At 70.8% G+C, this 19,497-nt stretch carries 15 protein-coding genes; 11 read left to right on the top strand and 4 right to left on the bottom strand.

The genetic code is table 11. The annotated features are described in order from the left end of the window. Positions 1 to 3 precede the first annotated feature (3 nt). The 4 genes from ACZ7M7_RS24245 to ACZ7M7_RS24230 all read left to right on the top strand — a co-directional run bounded on the left by ACZ7M7_RS24245 (position 4) and on the right by ACZ7M7_RS24230 (position 4,195). Positions 4 to 843, top strand: coding sequence for a TIM barrel protein (locus ACZ7M7_RS24245; protein WP_472120202.1), 840 nt, complete (start codon positions 4 to 6; stop codon positions 841 to 843). Between the two features lie 159 nt (positions 844 to 1,002). After that, positions 1,003 to 1,893, top strand: coding sequence for a 2-hydroxy-3-oxopropionate reductase (locus ACZ7M7_RS24240; protein ID WP_472120200.1), 891 nt, complete (start codon positions 1,003 to 1,005; stop codon positions 1,891 to 1,893). A 195-nt stretch (positions 1,894 to 2,088) separates the two neighbouring features. Next, positions 2,089 to 3,546, top strand: coding sequence for a catalase (locus tag ACZ7M7_RS24235; RefSeq protein ID WP_383622790.1), 1,458 nt, complete (start codon positions 2,089 to 2,091; stop codon positions 3,544 to 3,546). Positions 3,547 to 3,946: 400 nt separating this feature from the next. Beyond that, positions 3,947 to 4,195, top strand: a complete 249-nt coding sequence (locus ACZ7M7_RS24230; protein ID WP_383609499.1) for a hypothetical protein — start codon at positions 3,947 to 3,949, stop codon at positions 4,193 to 4,195. A 208-nt stretch (positions 4,196 to 4,403) separates the two neighbouring features. Here ACZ7M7_RS24230 and gcl read toward each other — a convergent pair whose 3' ends face one another. Continuing rightward, positions 4,404 to 6,188 carry a glyoxylate carboligase gene (gene gcl / locus ACZ7M7_RS24225; RefSeq protein ID WP_383609496.1) on the bottom strand — a complete coding sequence of 595 codons (1,785 nt, stop codon included), beginning with the start codon at positions 6,186 to 6,188 and terminating at the stop codon, positions 4,404 to 4,406. A 248-nt stretch (positions 6,189 to 6,436) separates the two neighbouring features. On the opposite strand from gcl, the gene ACZ7M7_RS24220 reads away from it, so the two are divergent. Continuing rightward, on the top strand, positions 6,437 to 7,126 hold the full coding sequence (locus tag ACZ7M7_RS24220) for a hypothetical protein (protein ID WP_472120197.1): 690 nt from the start codon (positions 6,437 to 6,439) through the stop codon (positions 7,124 to 7,126). A gap of 41 nt (positions 7,127 to 7,167) precedes the next feature. Further along, a complete protein-coding gene (locus ACZ7M7_RS24215; protein ID WP_472120195.1) occupies positions 7,168 to 7,683 on the top strand; it encodes a GNAT family N-acetyltransferase in 516 nt (171 codons plus the stop codon). 22 nt (positions 7,684 to 7,705) lie between these two features. Here ACZ7M7_RS24215 and ACZ7M7_RS24210 read toward each other — a convergent pair whose 3' ends face one another. After that, on the bottom strand, positions 7,706 to 9,304 hold the full coding sequence (locus ACZ7M7_RS24210) for an AMP-binding protein (RefSeq protein WP_472120193.1): 1,599 nt from the start codon (positions 9,302 to 9,304) through the stop codon (positions 7,706 to 7,708). Then, positions 9,301 to 10,971, bottom strand: coding sequence for an AMP-binding protein (locus ACZ7M7_RS24205; protein WP_472120191.1), 1,671 nt, complete (start codon positions 10,969 to 10,971; stop codon positions 9,301 to 9,303). The genes ACZ7M7_RS24210 and ACZ7M7_RS24205 overlap by 4 nt, the downstream gene beginning before the upstream one ends. Positions 10,972 to 11,093: 122 nt before the next feature. On the opposite strand from ACZ7M7_RS24205, the gene ACZ7M7_RS24200 reads away from it, so the two are divergent. The 4 genes from ACZ7M7_RS24200 (at position 11,094) to ACZ7M7_RS24185 (ending at position 16,796) form a co-directional block, all read left to right on the top strand. Further along, on the top strand, positions 11,094 to 11,945 hold the full coding sequence (locus ACZ7M7_RS24200) for a helix-turn-helix transcriptional regulator (RefSeq protein WP_472120189.1): 852 nt from the start codon (positions 11,094 to 11,096) through the stop codon (positions 11,943 to 11,945). A gap of 193 nt (positions 11,946 to 12,138) precedes the next feature. Further along, positions 12,139 to 14,958, top strand: coding sequence for a helix-turn-helix transcriptional regulator (locus ACZ7M7_RS24195; RefSeq protein WP_472120187.1), 2,820 nt, complete (start codon positions 12,139 to 12,141; stop codon positions 14,956 to 14,958). 266 nt (positions 14,959 to 15,224) lie between these two features. After that, positions 15,225 to 16,010, top strand: coding sequence for a S1 family peptidase (locus ACZ7M7_RS24190; protein ID WP_472120185.1), 786 nt, complete (start codon positions 15,225 to 15,227; stop codon positions 16,008 to 16,010). A gap of 135 nt (positions 16,011 to 16,145) precedes the next feature. Next, positions 16,146 to 16,796 (top strand): LysE family translocator, encoded by a 651-nt coding sequence (locus ACZ7M7_RS24185; protein WP_383609474.1) that lies wholly within the window; start codon positions 16,146 to 16,148, stop codon positions 16,794 to 16,796. A 33-nt stretch (positions 16,797 to 16,829) separates the two neighbouring features. On the opposite strand, the gene ACZ7M7_RS24180 is transcribed toward ACZ7M7_RS24185, so the two are convergent. After that, complete coding sequence (locus ACZ7M7_RS24180; protein WP_472120183.1) at positions 16,830 to 17,951, bottom strand: winged helix DNA-binding domain-containing protein; 1,122 nt, start codon at positions 17,949 to 17,951, stop codon at positions 16,830 to 16,832. Between the two features lie 144 nt (positions 17,952 to 18,095). Here ACZ7M7_RS24180 and ACZ7M7_RS24175 point away from each other — a divergent pair, with 144 nt between their 5' ends. Beyond that, on the top strand, positions 18,096 to 19,256 hold the full coding sequence (locus ACZ7M7_RS24175; protein WP_472120181.1) for a magnesium and cobalt transport protein CorA: 1,161 nt from the start codon (positions 18,096 to 18,098) through the stop codon (positions 19,254 to 19,256). Positions 19,257 to 19,497: the final 241 nt, after the last annotated feature.

Here is a 19,497-nt window from a genome sequence, read left to right as displayed (position 1 = left end):
GACATGGGATTCGCAGAGCAGCGCTTCAACGTCAACCTGTCGATCCTCTTCACGGAACTCCCGCTCCTGGAGCGCCCCGCGGCCGCCGCCGCGGCCGGCTTCTCCGCGGTCGAGCTGTGGTGGCCCTGGATCGACTCCCCCACCCCCGAGCAGTCCGAGCTCGACGCCCTGAAGAAGGCGATCGAGGACGCGGGCGTGCAGCTCACCGGCCTGAACTTCTACGCCGGTCAGCTGCCCGGCCCCGACCGTGGCGCCCTGTCGGTCCCGGGCGAGGAGTCGGAGAGGTTCCGCGCGAACATCGACGTGGCGGCGGACTTCGCGGCCTCCCTCGGCTGCCGGGCGCTCAACGCCCTGTACGGCAACCGCGTCGAGGGCGTGGACCCGGCCGAGCAGGACGCGCTCGCGCTGGAGAACCTGGTCCTCGCGGCGCGGGCGGCCGACCGGATCGGCGCGATCCTGCTCATCGAGACCCTGAACAAGCCGGAGTCGCCGCTGTACCCGCTGGTGACCGCACCGGCCGGAGTCGGCGTCGTCGACAGGGTCAACGAGGCGACCGGTCTCGGCAACGCCAAGTTCCTCATGGACCTCTACCACCTGTCCATGAACGGCGAGGACCTGCCGTCGGTGATCGAGCAGTACGCCTCGAGGACCGGCCATGTGCAGATCGCCGACAACCCGGGCCGCGGCGCCCCGGGCACGGGCACCCTCCCGCTGGAGGAGCTGCTCGACCAGCTGAGGGAGGCCGGTTACGAGGGCTGGGTGGGCCTGGAGTACAAGCCGGGCGACCGCCCGAGCGCGGAGGCCTTCGAGTGGCTGCCTGCAGAACACCGCGCGGCCCGCTGAACGCCTTGAGGGCTGCCGCCCCCGGACCCCCGCTTCGGCCCTGAACGGGCCTCGTCCTCAAACGCCGGACGGGCTGAAATGCCACCGACCGGCGCCGAGAAGTGCCGTACCGGCGCCAATTCGCAGACGTACCACCGCAGTTCAGAGAGGTACCCCATCATGAGCACCCTTCCCAAGATCGCCTGGATCGGCCTCGGCATCATGGGCTCCCCCATGTCCGAGAACCTGATCAAGGCGGGTTACGACGTCACCGGCTTCACCCTGGAGCAGGACAAGCTGGACCGCCTGGCCGCCGCCGGTGGCACGGTCGCCGGCTCGATCGCCGAGGCCGTGAAGGACGCCGACGTCGTCATCACGATGGTGCCGACCTCCCCGCACGTCGAGGCCATCTGCTACGGCCCCGACGGCATCCTGGAGAACGCGAGGTCCGGCGCGCTGCTGATCGACATGTCCTCGATCACCCCGCAGACCTCGGTCGACGTGGCGAAGGCGGCCAAGGACAAGGGCATCCGCGTGCTGGACGCCCCCGTGTCCGGCGGTGAGGCCGGCGCCATCGAGGCCGTACTGTCGATCATGGTCGGTGGCGAGCAGGCCGACTTCGCCCAGGCGAAGCCGATCTTCGACGCCCTCGGCAAGACCATCGTGCTGTGCGGTCCGCACGGCTCGGGTCAGACCGTGAAGGCCGCCAACCAGCTGATCGTCGCCGTGAACATCCAGGCGTGCGCCGAGGCCGTGGTCTTCCTGGAGAAGTCCGGCGTGGACCTGCAGGCGGCGCTGGACGTCCTCAACGGCGGCCTCGCGGGCTCGACCGTGCTGACGCGGAAGAAGGACAACTTCCTGAACCGGGACTTCAAGCCCGGCTTCCGTATCGACCTGCACCACAAGGACATGGGCATCGTGACGGACGCCGCCCGCAACGTCGGCGCCGCCCTTCCGGTCGGTGCCGTGGTCGCCCAGCTGGTCGCCTCCCTGCGTGCGCAGGGCGACGGCGGGCTGGACCACTCGGCCCTGCTGCGGGCCGTGGAGCGCCTGTCCGGCGCCCAGGTCTGATCCGGGCCCGCCCACACTTCCGGGCCGCGGCGCCGCTGACACCTGTCCTGTCGCGCCCAGGCGTCGCCGCGGCCCGGAATCACCTTCAACAAACCGTTGATTTTGTTCAACAAACTGTTGACGCTCGTTCGCCCCACTTCTAGGCTCCACAAAGCGGAAACAGTTTTCCGCTGACACCCGCACGGAAGGTCCACGATGTCGAAGCGCGTGCTCACCACCGAGTCCGGCGCCCCGGTCGCCGACAACCAGAACTCAGCCTCCGCCGGCGTCGGCGGCCCGCTCCTGCTCCAGGACCAGCACCTGCTGGAGAAGCTGGCGCGCTTCAACCGCGAGCGCATTCCGGAGCGCGTGGTGCACGCCCGTGGCTCCGGCGCGTACGGCCACTTCGAGGTGACCGACGACGTCACCGGCTTCACCCACGCCGACTTCCTGAGCACGGTGGGCAAGCGGACCGAGGTGTTCCTGCGCTTCTCGACCGTGGCCGACAGCCTCGGCGGGGCGGACGCGGTCCGCGACCCGCGCGGTTTCGCCCTCAAGTTCTATACGGCCGAGGGCAATTACGACCTCGTCGGGAACAACACTCCGGTGTTCTTCATCAAGGACCCGATCAAGTTCCCCGACTTCATCCACTCGCAGAAGCGCGACCCGTTCACCGGCCGCCAGGAGCCGGACAACGTCTGGGACTTCTGGGCGCACGCCCCCGAGGCCACGCACCAGGTGACCTGGCTGATGGGCGACCGCGGCATCCCGGCGTCGTACCGCCACATGAACGGCTACGGCTCGCACACCTACCAGTGGACGAACGCCGAGGGCGAGGCCTTCTTCGTCAAGTACCACTTCAAGACCAACCAGGGCATCCGCTGCCTGAGCGCCGAGCAGGGCGCCGAGCTCGCGGGCAAGGACGCCAACTCCCACCAGACCGACCTGCTCCAGGCGATCGAGCGGGGCGTGCACCCGTCGTGGACGCTCTACGTCCAGCTCATGCCGGCGGCCGAGGCGGCCGACTACCGCTTCAACCCGTTCGACCTCACCAAGGTGTGGCCGCACAAGGACTACCCGCTGCAGCGCGTGGGCCGGCTGGTCCTCGACCGCAACCCGGACAACGTCTTCGCCGAGGTCGAGCAGGCCGCGTTCTCCCCGAACAACTTCGTCCCGGGCATCGGCCCCTCCCCCGACAAGATGCTCCAGGGCCGCCTGTTCGCCTACGCGGACGCCCACCGCTACCGTCTGGGCGTCAACCACACCCTGCTGGCCGTGAACGCCCCGAAGGCGACGACCGCGCAGAACTACGGCCGCGACGGCCTCATGGCGGCCAACTCCCAGGGCCGCGGGGCGAAGAACTACGAGCCGAACTCCTACGACGGCCCGGTCGAGACCGGCCGCCCGCTGTCGGCCCCGCTCGCGGTGACCGGCCACACGGGCACCCACGAGGCGCCTCTGCACACCAAGGACGACCACTTCTTCCAGGCCGGCGAGCTGTACCGCCTGATGTCCGCCGAGGAGAAGTCCCGCCTGATCGCGAACATCGCCGGTGGCCTGTCCCAGGTCTCCCGCGACGACGTGATCGAGAAGAACCTGGCCCACTTCCACGCCGCCGACCCGGAGTACGGCAAGCGCGTGGAGGAGGCGGTCCGCGCCCTGCGCGAGGACTGAACCCCAAGGCTGCGTCCGTCTCCTGACGGGAGGTCATGAGACGGACGCATCGCCCGCATCGACGCCGAGCGACCCGGATGAGGGGTGGTCGCCCGGCCCTGGCGCGGGCAACACGAGGACCGCGGCGGCGTGCGAGCCAGTGCGGTGGTAAAGGTCCCGGTCTCCTTCTTCGACCTGAGGGAAGGAGCACCCGGTTCCATCGCAACCGCCGCGGTCCCGAACCCCCTCCAGACCCCGTCCGGCGGCGCGAACGTCCTGTCGCGCCCAGCCTCGCACCGTCGGACGGCCACAACCGGATATCTCACCGGCCGAAGAGCGCCGGGCACGGACGGTCCTGTGCCCGGCGCTCTTCGGCGTCCTCCGGGGTGCGGAAGCGGCCCGGCCGCAGGACGCTGAAGGCATGGCAGCACATCCGACCGAGCATCCGCACGTCGTGGTGCACCCACCGGCCCTGGACGGCTCCAGGCGGGTCACCGAGGGCGACGAGACCCTGGGCATCGCCACGCACGTGGACGACGTGAGCGAGATCCTGCGCCTCGCCGACCTGTACGTCACCGACGTGGCGGAGAGCGACCTCATCGAATGGCAGGGCGGCGGCCCCGACGATTGGCCGGGGCTGTCGGAGCATCACGAGCACCACGAGGAGTAGGGGCCGCGTACACCAGCGGCCGTACGCCGGCTACGGAATCCTCAGATGAACCTCTGAACAGGCGCCAGGAGGCTTCAACCGCCCCCTCGCGCGGGCACATTCTCGTCACGTGGTGCCCGCCGGCACGGGGGCGGCGGGCACCGCACCGGGACATGCGAAAGGGGCGGCCCGGCCTTTCGGCCGGACCGCCCCTCGCTGATCGGTCGCGTCAGACCTTCAGCGTCCTGATCGACGTCGGCGAGTGACCCGGCTCCGTCGCGATCTCCTCGAACTCGACGACGTTGCTGATGTCGTTCGTGGTCGACATGGAGATGTTGGTGACGCGTTCCAGGATCGCCTCGACGACCACCGGGACCTGGTACTCCTGCGCGAGCTTCTTGGCCTGCTCGAGGGCGGCGCCCAGTTCGCTCGGGTCGGTCACGCGGATCGCCTTGCAGCCGAGGCCCTCGGCGACCTTGACGTGGTCGACGCCGTAGACGCCCAGCTCGGGCGAGTTGATGTTCTCGAACTCCAGGTTGACCTGGAAGTCGATCTCGAACGCCCGCTGCGCCTGACGGATCAGGCCCAGGTAGGAGTTGTTCACCAGGACATGGACGTACGGGATCTTGTGCTGCGCGCCGACCGCCAGCTCCTCGATCATGAACTGGAAGTCGTAGTCGCCGGACAGGGCGACGACCTGCGCCTCGGGGTCGGCCTTCGCGACACCCAGCGCCGCCGGGATCGTCCAGCCCAGCGGGCCCGCCTGGCCGCAGTTGATCCAGTGCCGCGGCTTGAAGACGTGCAGCATCTGGGCGCCCGCGATCTGCGAGAGGCCGATGGTGGAGACGTACCGGGTCTCCGGGCCGAAGGCCTTGTTCATCTCCTCGTAGACGCGCTGCGGCTTGATCGGGATGTTGTCGAAGTGGGTACGGCGCTGGAGGGTCGCCTTCTTCTCCTGCGCGGACGCGGCCCAAGCGGAGCGGTCCGGCAGCTTGCCGGCGGCCTTCAGCTCCTTGGCCACCTCGACGAACAGCTCCAGGGCGGCCTTCGCGTCCGACGCGATGCCGTAGTCCGGCGCGAAGATCTTGCCGATCTGGGTGGGCTCGACGTCGACGTGGACGAACTTGCGCCCGGCCGTGTAGACGTCCAGTTTGCCGGTGTGGCGGTTGGCCCAGCGGTTGCCGATGCCGAGGACGAAGTCGGACTCGAGGAAGGTCGCGTTGCCGTAGCGGTGCGAGGTCTGCAGGCCCACCATGCCGGCGTTCAGCTCGTGGTCGTCGGGCAGCAGGCCCCAGCCCATCAGGGTGGGAACGACCGGCGTGCCCGTCAGCTCGGCGAACTCGACGAGGAGTTCGGCGGCGTCGGCGTTGATGACACCGCCGCCCGCGACGATCAGCGGCCGCTCGGACGCGTTCAGCAGCCCGATCGCCTTCTCGATCTGGGCGCGGCTCGCGGCCGGCTTGTAGACCGGGAGGGGCTCGTAGGTCTCCGGGTCGAACTCGATCTCCGTCATCTGGACGTCGATCGGCAGGTCGATGAGGACCGGGCCGGGACGGCCGGAGCGCATCAGGTGGAAGGCCTGCTGGAAGACGCCGGGGACCTGGGCGGCCTCCAGGACGGTCACCGCCATTTTCGTGACCGGCTTGGCGATCGAGGCGATGTCGACGGCCTGGAAGTCCTCTTTGTGGATCACGGCGGTCGGCGCCTGGCCCGTGATGCACAGGATCGGGATGGAGTCGCCGATCGCGGAGTACAGGCCGGTGATCATGTCGGTGCCGGCGGGGCCGGACGTGCCGATGCAGACGCCGATGTTGCCGGCGTGCGTGCGGGTGTAGCCCTCCGCCATGTGCGAGGCGCCCTCCACATGGCGGGCAAGGGTGTGGTTGATCCCGCCGGAGGCCTTGAGCGCCGCATAGAAGGGGTTGATCGCCGCGCCCGGCACGCCGAACGCGTTGCTGACGCCCTCGCGCTTGAGGATCTCGACTGCCGCTCGGGCAGCGGTCATACGTGCCATTGAGTACTCCTGCTTCGGCTGTCGGATTCGCACTCCCGTCGCGCCCCGCGGTGAGCAATTCCGTGACGATGTCGTTCCGCTTTGCATTTTCCACATTGCGGAAACTGTTTTCTACTATCTGGAAGCAATGTAAGTGGGTGGCCGAGGAGCGTCAAGAGGCGAAGACCGTCAACGGGCGGACAACCGGGCACCATGTGGAGGACGATGGGAGCGCTGTCCCGAGATGCGAGGTCGTCCTGGAGTGGGCCATGTCCGAGAGCGTGTCGGTGCGCTGCCCGGCCTGCCGGCGCGAGCATCTCTACGAGGCACCCGCCTATCCGTGCGCGTGCGGGGCGCCCGTCACGCCGGAGCTCGATCCGGACGGGACCGCGACGGCCGTCGCCCATCGGGCCTGGGACGACGAATGGATCGGCGTGCGCTGCGGGGCGTGCGGCCAGGAGAGCCATTGGCCACGTCCGGAGCTGGGGTGCCCCTGCGGGACGATGGTGCGGGTGCCGGTGGCGGAGGCGGGAGCCGACACGGCGGCGGCGCGGCGGGAGACGCCGCCCGCGGCACGCCGCGCCTTCCAGCCGGTCACGATCCGCACCGCCCGTGACGCGGTCACCGCGGCCGCCGTCTATCTGCGGTGGCTCGGCTACCAGGACATCCGCCGTGCCGACCAGCGGCCCACGTCGGGGGTCGGCATCGCCGCCCACGGGCTGCTCGCGCAGGTCGACCCGACGGTCAGCCCGGCCTCGCTGCGTGACGTGGAGTGCCTGTGGCTGACCGCCATGTCCGAGTCCGCGGCCTGCGTCTACTTCTCCCTGGCCGGGTACGCCCCCGACGCCCGCGTTCGCGCCGACGGCCTGGGCGTCCCCCTCTTCATCCTCGACCTGACGGGGACGCCCCAGCCGGTCAACAGCCTCGCCGACGAGCTGGACGCGACGGGCGCCCGGTAATCCGCTCGCGCCCGACACCGCCGCCGACGGAGACTCGGCCCATGCGCATCCGCCCCGCGACGTCCGACGACCTCCCCGTCCTCCAGGACATCGAGCGCGCGGCAGGAGCCGCCTTCCACAACCTGGGCATGGCGGCGATCGCCGACGACGAGCCGCCCACCCTGGACGTCCTGGAGCACTACCGCCGGGCGGGCCGCGCCTGGGTCGCGTGCGACGCGGGCGACCACCCCGTCGGCTATCTGATCTGCGAGCCCGTCGACGGCGCCCTGCACATCGAGCAGGTCTCGGTCCACCCGGCCGTCGCCCGCCGGGGCGTGGGCCGCACCCTCCTCGCGTACGCCGCCGACCGCGCACCCGAGCAGGACCTCACCGCCCTCACCCTGACCACGTTCACCGAGGTCCCGTGGAACGCGCCGTACTACGCCCGCCTGGGCTTTCGGGCGCTGGACGAGGCCGAACTCACCCCGGGGCTACGGAAGATCCGCGCCCATGAGGCGGAGCTCGGCCTCGACCGCTGGCCCCGTGTCTGCATGCGGTGCGCCCTGGACGGCCGGTAGCACGACCGCCTGCTCGACGCGGTCAGCCGCTGCTGTCCGCGTACGTCTCCCGCAACTCCACCTTCCGCACCTTCCCGGACACCGTCATCGGGAACGACTCGAGGATCCGCAACCGGCTGGGGATCTTGTAGTGCGCGAGCTGCCCGTCGCAGAAGGCCCGCAGCTCCTCCAGCGTCAGCTGATCGGCCGAGTCGCGCGGGATGACGCAGGCCAGTACCTCCTCGCCGTACCGTTCGTGGGGCACTCCGACGACCTGGACGTCGGCGATCTTGGGGTGGGCGTAGAGGAACTCCTCGATCTCGCGCGGGTAGATGTTCTCGCCACCCCGGATGATCATGTCCTTGATACGGCCGACGATCTCGACGTAGCCGTTCTCGCGCATCGTCGCGAGGTCGCCCGTGTGCATCCAGCGGCCCGCGTCGACGGCCTCGGCGGTCTTCTCGGGCTCGTTCCAGTAGCCGAGCATCACGCTGTAGCCGCGGGTGCACAGCTCGCCCGCCGTGCCGCGGGGCCGGGTCACGCCGGTGGCCGGGTCGACGATCTTCACCTCGATGTGCGGCAGCACGCGCCCCACCGTGGCCGTACGGTGTTCTAGGTCGTCGTCCCGTCGTGTCTGGAGGGACACCGGGGACGTCTCGGTCATGCCGTAGCAGATGGAGACCTCCTCCATGTGCATCTCGGCGACGACCCGCTTCATCACCTCCACCGGGCAGGGCGAGCCCGCCATGATGCCGGTGCGCAGGGAGGAGAGGTCGTACGACGCGAAGTCGGGGAGGTTCAGCTCCGCGATGAACATGGTCGGGACGCCGTACAGGGATGTACAGCGCTCCTGCTGGACGGCCTCCAGTGTGGCCTTCGGGTCGAAGGACGCGGCCGGGATCACCATGCAGGCGCCGTGCGACGTGGCGGCCAGGTTGCCCATGACCATGCCGAAGCAGTGGTAGAAGGGCACCGGGATGCAGATCCGGTCCTGCTCGGTGTACGCGATCAACTCCCCCACGAAATAGCCGTTGTTGAGGATGTTGTGGTGGGAGAGGGTGGCCCCCTTGGGGAAGCCCGTCGTGCCCGACGTGTACTGGATGTTGATCGGGTCGTCGCAGGACAGTTCCTCGAACGGGGCAGGCGTCCCCCGCGCGATCAGCGCCTCCCAGCTCGGGTCCCCGATGTGGACGGTCTCCCGCAGCTGCGGGCACTTTCCGCGCACCTGCTCGACCATCGCCCGGTAGTCGCTCGTCCTGTGGCTCAGGGAGGCGAAGAGCAGCGAAATGCCCGCCTGGTTGAGGACGTACTCGACCTCATGGGTGCGGTAGGCGGGGTTGATGTTCACCATGATCGCGCCGATGCGGGCGGTGGCGTACTGGACCAGGACCCATTCGGGACAGTTGACGGCCCAGATGCCGACCCGGTCGCCCTTGGCGACACCGCTCGCGAGCAGCGCGTACGCCAGCTCGTCGACGTCGGCGGCGAACCGGGCGTACGTCCAGCGCCGTCCGGACGGCACGTCGACCAGCGCCTCCCGGTCCGGCCACGCGGCGACCGCCCGGTCCAGGTTGGCCCCGATCGTGTCGCCGAGCAGGACGGTGTCGCTCGTCCCGTGGGTGTAGGACAGCTCTGAACTCACCGGAAGTCCTCCTCGCGGTACTCGGCGTCGGAACCGGCTGCCGTGGCCTCGCGCAGCTCGATACGGCGGATCTTGCCGGAGACGGTCTTGGGCAGGGGCGCGAACTCCAGGCGGCGGATGCGCTTGTAGGGCGCCAGGACCTCCCGTGAGTGCTCGAAGAGCACCTTGGCCGTGTCGGGGCCGGGCTCCCAGCCCTCCGCGAGGACGACGTACGCCTTCGGCACCGCGAGCCGCAGTTCGTCCGGCGCGGGCACGACGGCCGCCTCGGCCACCGCCTCGTGCTCCAGCAGGGCGCTCTCCAGCTCGAAGGGACTGATCTTGTAGTCCGATGCCTTGAAGACGTCGTCCGAGCGGCCGACGTAGGTGATGTAGCCGTCGGCGTCCCGGGAGCCGATGTCGCCGGTGCGGTAGTAGCCGCCGGCCATCGCCTCCGAGGTGCGGTCCGCGTCCCCGTGGTAGCCGGTCATCACGCCGACGGGACGGGCGGACAGGTCGAGCGCGATCTCGCCCTCGTCGGCGCCGGGCGCGCCCGAGACCGGGTCGAGGAGTTCCACGCGGAAGCCGGGGCTGGGGCGGCCCATGGAGCCCGTCTTCAGGGGCTGGCCGGGGCTGTTGGAGACCTGGACCGCGGTCTCGGTCTGCCCGAACCCGTCCCGGATGGTCACACCCCACGCCTCGCGGACCCGTTCGATGACCTCGGGGTTGAGCGGCTCACCGGCGGCGACGACCTCGCGCGGGCGGGTGCGCAGGACGCTCAGGTCGGCCTGGATGAGCATGCGCCAGACGGTCGGCGGGGCGCAGAAGGTGGTGACTCCGGCGCGGTCCATCTCGGCCATCAGGCGGGCCGGGTCGAAGCGCGTGTAGTTGTGGATGAAGACGGTCGCTTCCGCGTTCCACGGCGCGAAGAGGTTGGACCAGGCGTGCTTGGCCCAGCCGGGCGAGGAGATGTTCAGGTGCACGTCGCCGGGCTTGAGGCCGATCCAGTACATGGTGGCCAGGTGCCCGATCGGATACGAGGTGTGGGTGTGCTCGACCAGCTTGGGGCGGGCGGTGGTGCCGGAGGTGAAGTAGAGCATCAGCGGATCGTCGGCCGCCGTCGGCCCGTCGGGGGTGAAGTCGGCCGGGGCGGAGTACGCGTCCTCGTACGTCTGCCAGCCCTCGCGTGCGCCGCCGACACTGATGCGCGTGTAGCGGCCTGGCACCTCGTCGAACTTGCCGGTGTCCTCGGCCCGCACGAGCACATGCCGCACGCGTCCGCGCTCCACCCGGTCGCGCAGGTCGGCGGGGCCCAGCAGTGGGGTGGCCGGGATGACGACCGCGCGCAGCTTCATGGCGGCGAGGGCGGTCTCCCACAGCTCGGCCTGGTTGCCGAGCATCACGAGGACGCGGTCCTCGGCACGGACGCCGCGCGCCCGCAGCCAGCCCGCGACCCGGTCGGAGCGCTCGGCCATCTCGGCGAAGGACAGGCGGACCTCGCTGCCGTCCTCCTCGACGATGTGCAGCGCGGTGCGGTCGTTTCCGTCCGCGATGACGTCGAACCAGTCGAGCGCCCAGTTGAACCGCTCGGGCCGGGGCCAGGTGAAGCCCTCGTAGGCGGTCGTGTAGTCCTCGCGGTGGTCGAGCAGGAAGTTCCGCGCACTGCGGAACAGCTCCGTCCCCGTCGTCATCTGTCCTCCTGGTTACCGGACCTTGCCGAGCGGCTCTCTGCCATCGTGTAATCCGTGACGTGGGTCTCACTACCCCCGATCGGGGGTGTGCGCTCGGGAAAGTCGCAGGAAAGGGCGAGCAGGTGGCAGTGGACGCGGCCGCATCAGTGGAGATAAGGGGCGCCCTGCTGCGCCTGCGCCGCTCGACCGGGCTGCCGGTCGCCTTCGGCGGCCTGGTGGAACCCGGGCGTCCGCGCGTGCGCATCAGCGAACTGAACGGCACGGCCACCGAGTCCCTGAGCAGGCTCGCGGTGACCGCCGGCAACGGCCTGGGCGGCAAGGCGGTGGCCCTCGCCCGCCCGTGCGCGGTCACGGACTACTCCGCCTCACGGCAGATCACCCATGAGTACGACGCCGCCGTCGCCGTGGAGGGACTGCGTTCGGTGCTGGCGGTCCCGGTCGTCGTACGACGCCGGGTGCGCGGAGTCCTGTACGGCGCCCTGCGCACGGCCCAGCCCCTGGGCGACCGCACGCTGACGGCGGCCGTGGAGGCGGCCCGGGACGTCGAGCAGGCGCTGGTGGTGCGGGACGAGGTGCGGGGGCTGCTGGAGGCTGCGCGGGTGGAGACGGCGCCGGTGGAGACGCCGCCGGTCGACCGGGGCGCCGACTGGGAGCGGGTCCGCGATGCCCACGCGGCGCTGCGCGCCCTGGCCCCGCGCATCGGCGACCCCGCCCTGCGCGCGGAACTGCTGGACGCCTGCGGCCTGCTGGCGGAGGGCCCTGCGCGTGCGCCGAGCGGCGTGCGGCTGGCCCCGCGCGAACTGGACGTGCTGGCGTGCGTGGCCGCCGGCTCGACGAACGCGGTCGCCGGCGAGCGGCTCGGACTGCGGGTGGAGACGGTCAGGAGCTATCTGCGGTCGGCCATGCGGAAGCTGGGCACCCACACGCGCGGGGAGGCGGTGGTCGCGGCACGCCGGGCGGGGTTGCTTCCGTAGGCCTGCGGGCTGCCTGTCACGGGCCGTGGGTTGCCCGTCGTGGGCCGGTCCACCCCGACGACCCTCCATTCATTCATCCGCGCTTTGAATTTCCCTATGCCCGTCGCTGTTATTTGCCTCACCATGTCGTCGGTCCGAAATTCAAAGACCTGTTGCCTAATATTGGCCCGGACACGACACACGGAGGGGAGCGGTGACCGTGCGACGGGACTTCAAGGAGCCTGCCGGCTGCCACTCCGACCAGGTCATCGGCAGGGAGGAGCTGTTCACGGCGGCGCGTGAGCAGCTCGGGCGGGGCGGCAGCGTGCTGCTTCACGGACCTGCCGGAATTGGGAAGTCGACGGTCCTGCGGGCTTTGGCCGGGGAATACGGCGGCGCGGCACGCACCGTCTTGCGCTGCTCGCCCACGGAGTCGGAATCTCATCTTCCCTTCCTCGCCCTGGCCGACCTCCTCGGCCTGGTCCTGGACGAGGTGTCCGAGCGGCTGCCCGCAGCCCAGCGCACCGCCCTGGAGTCGGCGCTCACCGGCCGCGGCGAGTCCACCCTCCAGCGCGACGGTCTCGCCCTGCGCCTGGCCGTGCTGTCCGCCCTGCGGGCCCTCACCGACACCGGGCCCGTCCTCGTCGTCGCCGACGACCTCCAGTGGCTCGACCCGGCCAGTGCCGAACTCCTCGGTTTCGCCGCCCGGCGCCTCGGCGACACCCCCGTGCGGATGCTGTGCGCGGTGCGGACCGAGGGCGAGGAGTACGACCGCCATCTGCGCGCGTCTCCGCCGGACACCCTCGCCGTCCGGCTGGGCCCGCTCTCCCGGGCCCAGCTGTCCGCCCTGCTGGACCACCGCGGTTACACCGGCCTGCCCCGCTCCACGGTCCGCGACATCCACCGCACCAGCGGCGGCAACGCCCTGTTCGCCCTCGAACTGGGCCGCGCCCTGGCAGAGAACCCCACGCCGCCCCGCCCCGGCGAGCCCCTGCCGGTGCCCACCTCGCTGCGCGCCCTGGTGCTGAACCGTCTGGAGATGCTGTCGGAGGAAGCCCGCCGCACCCTGCTCGTGGCGAGCGCGGGCGCCCGCCCCACGCTGGCCCTGCTGCACGCGGCCGGCCGTGGCAACGCCGAGGCCGAGACCGCCCAGGCCGCCGAACTCGGGCTGCTGGCCACCGAACCCGAGGGTCCCGCCGTACGGTTCGCGCACCCGATGATCTCGGCCGCGCTGTACGCGGAGGCGCCCGCGCAGGACCGCCGGGCCGCGCACGCGGCGCTGTCAACGGCCGCGTCCGACCCGATCGAACGGGCCCGGCACCTGGCCCTCGCAACCCATGGCACCGACCCGGAGGCCGCCGCCCGGCTCGCCGAGGCCGCCGCCCTGGCCCGGGACCGGGGAGCGCCGTCGGTGGCCGCGCAGTTGGGGCTGCTCGCCGCCCGGCACACTCCGGCGGACGGCACCCCGGGTCCGGAAGTGATGCGCCTGGCCGCCGCCGAGGACGCGATCACCGCCGGGGAACTGGACCTCGCCCGGGACATCGCCCGTGAGGTGCTCAGCCGCACGACCGTGCCCGAGGACCGGGTGCGGGCCTGGATCATCGTGATCGACACGGCGGGCCACGCCATGACGGAGGTCGACGCGATCTTCCCGCAGGCCCTGGCCGACGCCGGCGACGACCCGCGGCTGCTCGCCCTGGTCCACTACCAGCTCACCTGGCGGGCGCTGCTCGTGGAGGGCGACTTCGACGAGGCCCGCGGCGAGGCGGCGTACTCGGCGGAGCTGGCCGCGCGGGCCGGCGACCGGTACACCGAGCTGATGGCGCTCGCGTTCCAGGCCCAGATCGAGACCCTCATGGGCCACCCGGACGCCCCCGCGACCATCAGGCGGGCGCTCGAGGAGCCCCAGGACCCGAGGGTGGCGTGCCATCACAACGGCGCCGGCTACTCCCGGTTCCGCTGGCTGATCATGAGCGACCAGCTGGCCGAGGCGCGCGCCACGGTGACCGCCCTGCTGCGGGAGGTGCGGCGACGCGGGTCGGTCGAGAGCGAGGTGCACTTCCTGCGCGGGGTGGCCGAGACCGAACTGCACTCCGGGCACTGCGGACGCGCCCTCGACCTGGCCCGCGAGAGCCTGCGGATGGCCCGGGACACCGGGATCGGCGAGGTGGCCTCCGCCGTGCTGACCTCGCTCGCGGAGGCCGCGGGCGGGGAGGTGGACCGGGCGCTGGAGCTGGCGCGGGAAGCGGTGGCGCACGCCGAGGAGGACGGCGACCAGATGTACGTGTCGCGTGCCCTGGCCGCCCTGGGGCACGCCCAGTTGGTGGCCGGGGACGTGGCGGCGGCGGTGCGTTCGCTGCGCCGGGTGCGGGAGGTGGAGCAGGGCCTCGGCATCACCGACCCGGCGCGCGGCCGGTGGCACGGCGACCTGGCCGAGGCCCTGGTGCGCAGCGGTGAGATCGCGGAGGCACAGGACGTCATCGACGGCACACGCGAGATCGCGCTGCGGCTGGACCGCGAGGGCGTACTGGCCGTACTGGACCGGGCCGAGGCGCTGATCCGCGCGGTCCGGGGCGAACACGACGCCGCCACGGCTCAGTTGACATCGGCTCAGGACCGGCTCGGCAAGCTGGGCTACAGCCTGGAGGAGGCCCGGGCTGCCTTCGCCCTGGCCCAGCTGCGCTCCGGCGACGCCGGCCCGGCGTCGTACGACGAGGCGGCGCGGCTGTTCCGCCGCTGCCGGGCCCTGCCCTGGCTGCGGCAGGTCGAGGTGGCCGCAGCCACCCGGCCCGCGGAGGCGGCCCCCGCCCCCGCCTCCGCCCCGGACGGGCTCGACGGCCTGGACGGGCTCGCCTCGATGGAGCGTCAGGTCGCCGCGCTCGTCATGGAGGGCGCGACCAACCGGGAGATCGCCGCGCGCCTTTTCATCAGCGTCAAAACCGTCGAAGCGACGCTCACCCGCGTGTATCGCAAGCTGGGGATCCGATCGCGGGTCGACATCGTCAGACTGGCGGCGGGGCGCCGCAAGACCTGAGGTCGGGGCGCCGTACGGCATGAGATCCCGGCGCCGTACGAGGTGAGTTCACCCGTCTTTGTCGGTCCGCGTGGTTTATCGGGGCGGACCGAGGGTTTTCCCTGCCCAACTCCCTTAGGGGGTTCCCTCATTGGGAAGGGAAACTTCCGGGACCTACCTTGAGTTCGTGCCGCTCGCTCGGGCACACGGGGATCGGTCCCGCGGCCCCCGTGCACACCCCCCACACCCGCGCGACCCCCCACCGGCAACCCCCAATGAGGAGTCTCATGTTCGGGCTCACCCGTGCCAGAAAGACCGCCGCCGTCGCGGCGACCGCTGCCGCCGCCGCGGCCGCACTGCTCAGCGCCCCCACCGCTGAGGCGGCGTCCTCCCGCATCGTGGGCGGTACGACGACCACGACGACCTCGTATCCCTTCATCATGCAGATCACGGACGCCTCGCAGGACCAGTTCTGCGGCGGCACGCTGGTCTCCGCGACCAAGGTGATCACCGCGGCCCACTGCATGGTCGGCGAGAGCAACAGCAGCGTCCGGGTCGTGGGCGGCCGCACCTACCTCAACGGCACGAACGGCACCGTCAGCCGGATCAGCGACATATGGATCCACCCGGACTACTCGGACGTCACCGAGGGCAACGACGTGGCCGTGCTGACCCTGTCCACGTCGATGCCGTACACGCCGGCCTCGTACGTCGACTCCTCGGACACCGGCGTGTACGCGACCGGCGCCACCGCCCGCATCCTCGGCTGGGGCACCACCTCCTCGGGCGGCAGCTCCTCCAACCAGCTGCGCACGGCGACCGTGCCGATCGTGTCCAACTCCAGCTGCGCGAGCTCCTACGGTTCGGACTTCATCTCGTCCGACATGGTCTGCGCCGGATACACCTCCGGCGGCGTCGACACCTGCCAGGGCGACAGCGGCGGTCCCCTGCTCATCGGGGGCGTCCTGGCAGGCATCACTTCCTGGGGCGAGGGCTGTGCCCAAGCCGGGTACCCGGGCATCTACACCCGGCTGACCACGTTCTCGGACGAGGTCGGCGAACAGGTCTCCTGAGCACACCTCAGGTGAAAGACCAGGGGGCGTTGCGGGCCTCCACGAGCGGCCCGCAACGCCCCCTATCCATGTCCACGGCCCTGTCCCGTTGTCAGTGGTGCCTGTTTGAATGGGCTCCGGATGGGGGTGATGGGCATGGTGTCCACAGATCGTGTGCTGGCCTTCGCGGCGATGTCGCTGCTGGTCATCGTGATTCCGGGGCCAAGTGTCCTGTTCGTCATCGGCCGCGCCCTGGCGCACGGCCGCCGCACCGCCGTGGCGACCGCGCTGGGCAATGTCTTCGGCTCGTATCTGCTGGTGGTCGCCGTCGCGGTGGGCATCGGCTCACTGGTCGAGCGGTCCGTGACGATCTATCTGACGGTGAAGCTGGTCGGCGCGGCCTATCTGGTCCACCTGGGCGTGCAGGCGTTCCGGCACCGCAAGGAGCTGAAGGCCTCGGCGATACGGACGCAGGAGCCGACGGAACCGACACGGGGTGACCTCCGTACGGTTCTCGACGGCGCCCTCGTCGGCGTCACCAACCCCAAGGGGGTGGTGTTCTTCGCCGCCGTGCTCCCCCAGTTCGTGGACCATTCGGCGGGGCACGTCCCGCTGCAGATGCTGCTGTTGGGCCTGGTTCCGATCACCATCGGCCTGGTGACGGACACCCTGTGGGGCCTGACCGCGTCGGCGGCCCGCGGCTGGTTCGCCCGCTCCGACCGCCGGCTGTCCCTGATGGGCGGGGCCGGCGGGTGCACGATGATCGGGCTCGGCGTGACGGTGGCGGTGACGGGACGGGCGGACTGACGCCTGCACCGTGCTGCCTGCCAGGGGCAGGCCCTAGGGGATGACGGTCCCGAAGCGGATGTCGTACGACGCCTCCGGGTGCATCACCTTCAGCATGCGCTCCCCTTCCTCCGTCACCTCCCCGCGCTGCGCCTTGGTGAGCTCGGTGAACTCCTCGATGACGAGCTCGTCGCCGAGGATGCGCCACACGCCCACGAGGAAGCCGTCGACGAGGAGCGGGCAGTAGACCGTGTTCACCTGCCAGGTACGGCCACGGTTCGCGGGCGGGATGACGCGGGTGCGGTCGGCGTGGGAGAGGAGCAGGTTGTCGAACTCGGGCAGGAAGCGGGGCGGGGCCGGGGTGTCCGGATCGGGGCGCGGGGCGTCGGGGAGGTCGAAGAGCTCGACGCCGTTCTCGTCGCGGAAGGTGAGCAGCTGGGGGCGGAGCCGTTCGAAGGCGTCGCGCATCCGGGTCAGGCCGCACCAGGTCTGCATGTCCTTCACGGAGGCGGGTCCGAAGGCGCCCAGGTAGCGCAGCACCGTGGCATCGGGTGAGGCGGCCGGCTCGGTGGGACGGTCCAGCCACTGCTCGGCGGTGGTGAGAGAGACCTGGCCACTGCGGCCCCACAGTCCGCGCGGGGTGACCTGCACGAGGGGGAGCTTGCAGCGCGCGGCGACGGCCAGGGACTGCGGGTCGGCGTCCGGCCAATCGACGCTGAGGGCTTCGCGCAGCTGCTTCATGGTGCGGGGCTCGGTTTCGACGAGGTCGCGGGCGATGCCGGCGAGCCGGTCCACGTCGACGTCGACGAGGCCCTTGCGGAAGTAGTTGATCTCGCGGTCCCTGGCCGGCTGGACCAGCGGACGCAGGGTGAGACTGTCGTCGGCGGTGTGCAGGTGGATCGTCGAGCGCATGGTGACGATCCGTACGACGGCACGGTCGGCCAGCAGGCCGGACAGCTCGTCGGGCGTGAAGCCCTCGAGGCGGGCGGCGAGCGCGTAGTAGGGCGGCTTGACCTCCTGGGCCTGGAGGCCGACCAGATGCTCCACGGCCGCCAGGGCGGACAGCGGCGAGCGACGCAGCAGCAACTGCCGGTCGAGGGTGGCGCGGTTGAGGGCGCGGGTGCCGAGCACGGGGCCGGCCGCGGCCGTCGTCTTCTTGGTGCTGCGCTTCGTCATGCTCCGCACGCTAGCGAGGCTTGCGGACACCTTCGGTCCGCAACTCTCACGGAGTCCCGGATCACCTCACTGCTCCCGTGCCATTCGCCCCGTATCCTGCACCGGAGATCACCCAGTCGTCGTCCAGACCGGGAGGCAGCCGCGATGTCCGAGCGACGCGCACGCCCCGCCTCGAAGAATCCCGTGAAGTCCGCCTGGCGCCGAGCCGTCACTCCCCCGCCGCAACCCGAGCCACCGGAGCCGGCGCCCGCGGCACGCACCACGGCCTCCGACTCCTCCGAGGTGGCGAGCGTCGTGCAGGCGGTGCTGTACCGGGACGGCGTGCGGGTGTCCGCCCCCGCCACCCTCGCCGAGACCTACCGCGAGCTGCGCGACCAGCCCTCCGGCATGGCCTGGATCGGCCTGGCCCGCCCCACGGAGGCCGAACTGCTCTCCCTGGCCGCCGAGTTCGACCTGCATCCGCTCGCGGTCGAGGACGCGATGGAGGCGCACCAGCGGCCCAAGCTGGAGCGCTACGGCGAGACGCTGTTCGTGGTCCTGCGCGCGGCCCGCTACCTGGACGCACCCGAGGAGGTCGACTTCGGCGAACTGCATGTCTTCGTCGGCCCCGACTTCGTGATCACGGTCCGCCATGGCGCGGCCCCCGATCTGTCGGCGGTCCGCCAACGCATGGAGGAGACTCCGGAGCTGCTCAAACTCGGTCCGGAGGCGGTGCTCTACGCGATACTGGACGCGGTGGTCGACGGCTACGAGCCGGTGGTGGTGGGCGTTCAGAACGACATCGACGAGATCGAGACCGAGGTCTTCCGGGGCGACCCCGAGGTCTCCCGCCGTATCTACGAACTCTCCCGAGAAATGGTCGAGTTCCAGCGCGCCACCCGCCCGCTCGTCGGCATGCTGCACGGCCTGATGGCCGGCTTTTCCAAGTACGGCACGGACGAGGAACTCCAGCGCTACCTGCGCGACGTGGCCGACCACGTCACCCACACCAGCGAGCGCGTCGACGGCTTCCGCCAGGCCCTCACCGAGATCCTCACGGTGAACACGACGCTGGTCACGCAGCAGCAGAACGCGGAGATGCGGGCGTTGGCGGAGGCGGGGTTCGAGCAGAACGAGGAGATCAAGAAGATCTCGTCGTGGGCGGCGATTCTGTTCGCGCCCACGTTGGTCGGGACGATCTACGGCATGAACTTCGATCACATGCCGGAGTTGCACTGGGTATTCGGATACCCCTTCGCAGTGCTACTGATGGCGGGGGTCTGCACCAGTTTGTACCTCATCTTCAAACGGAAGGACTGGCTCTGAGTAGTCGCCGCGAGAGGCGCTTCCATGAGGGAATGCGGCTCCGATCGCAGGCGCTGCCGGAGCGCGTGAGGCCGCTGGGGAGAATCTGGGGAGAATGAGCCGCGCCCCGAACCGGGCTGGCTCCTGCGATCGCAGCCGCTGACCTGCGAGAGCGCCGCCAGGCCCGAAGGCGTCGAGACGGACCTCGCCCAGCTCGACAGGCTGCCGGATGATGGGCGCGAGGCCGATCGGGCTGATGAAC

The organism is Streptomyces sp. NPDC111606, from assembly GCF_055656945.1.
The sequence above is the reverse complement of the archived record's forward strand: the minus strand, read 5'-3'. Positions and strand labels throughout refer to the sequence as shown.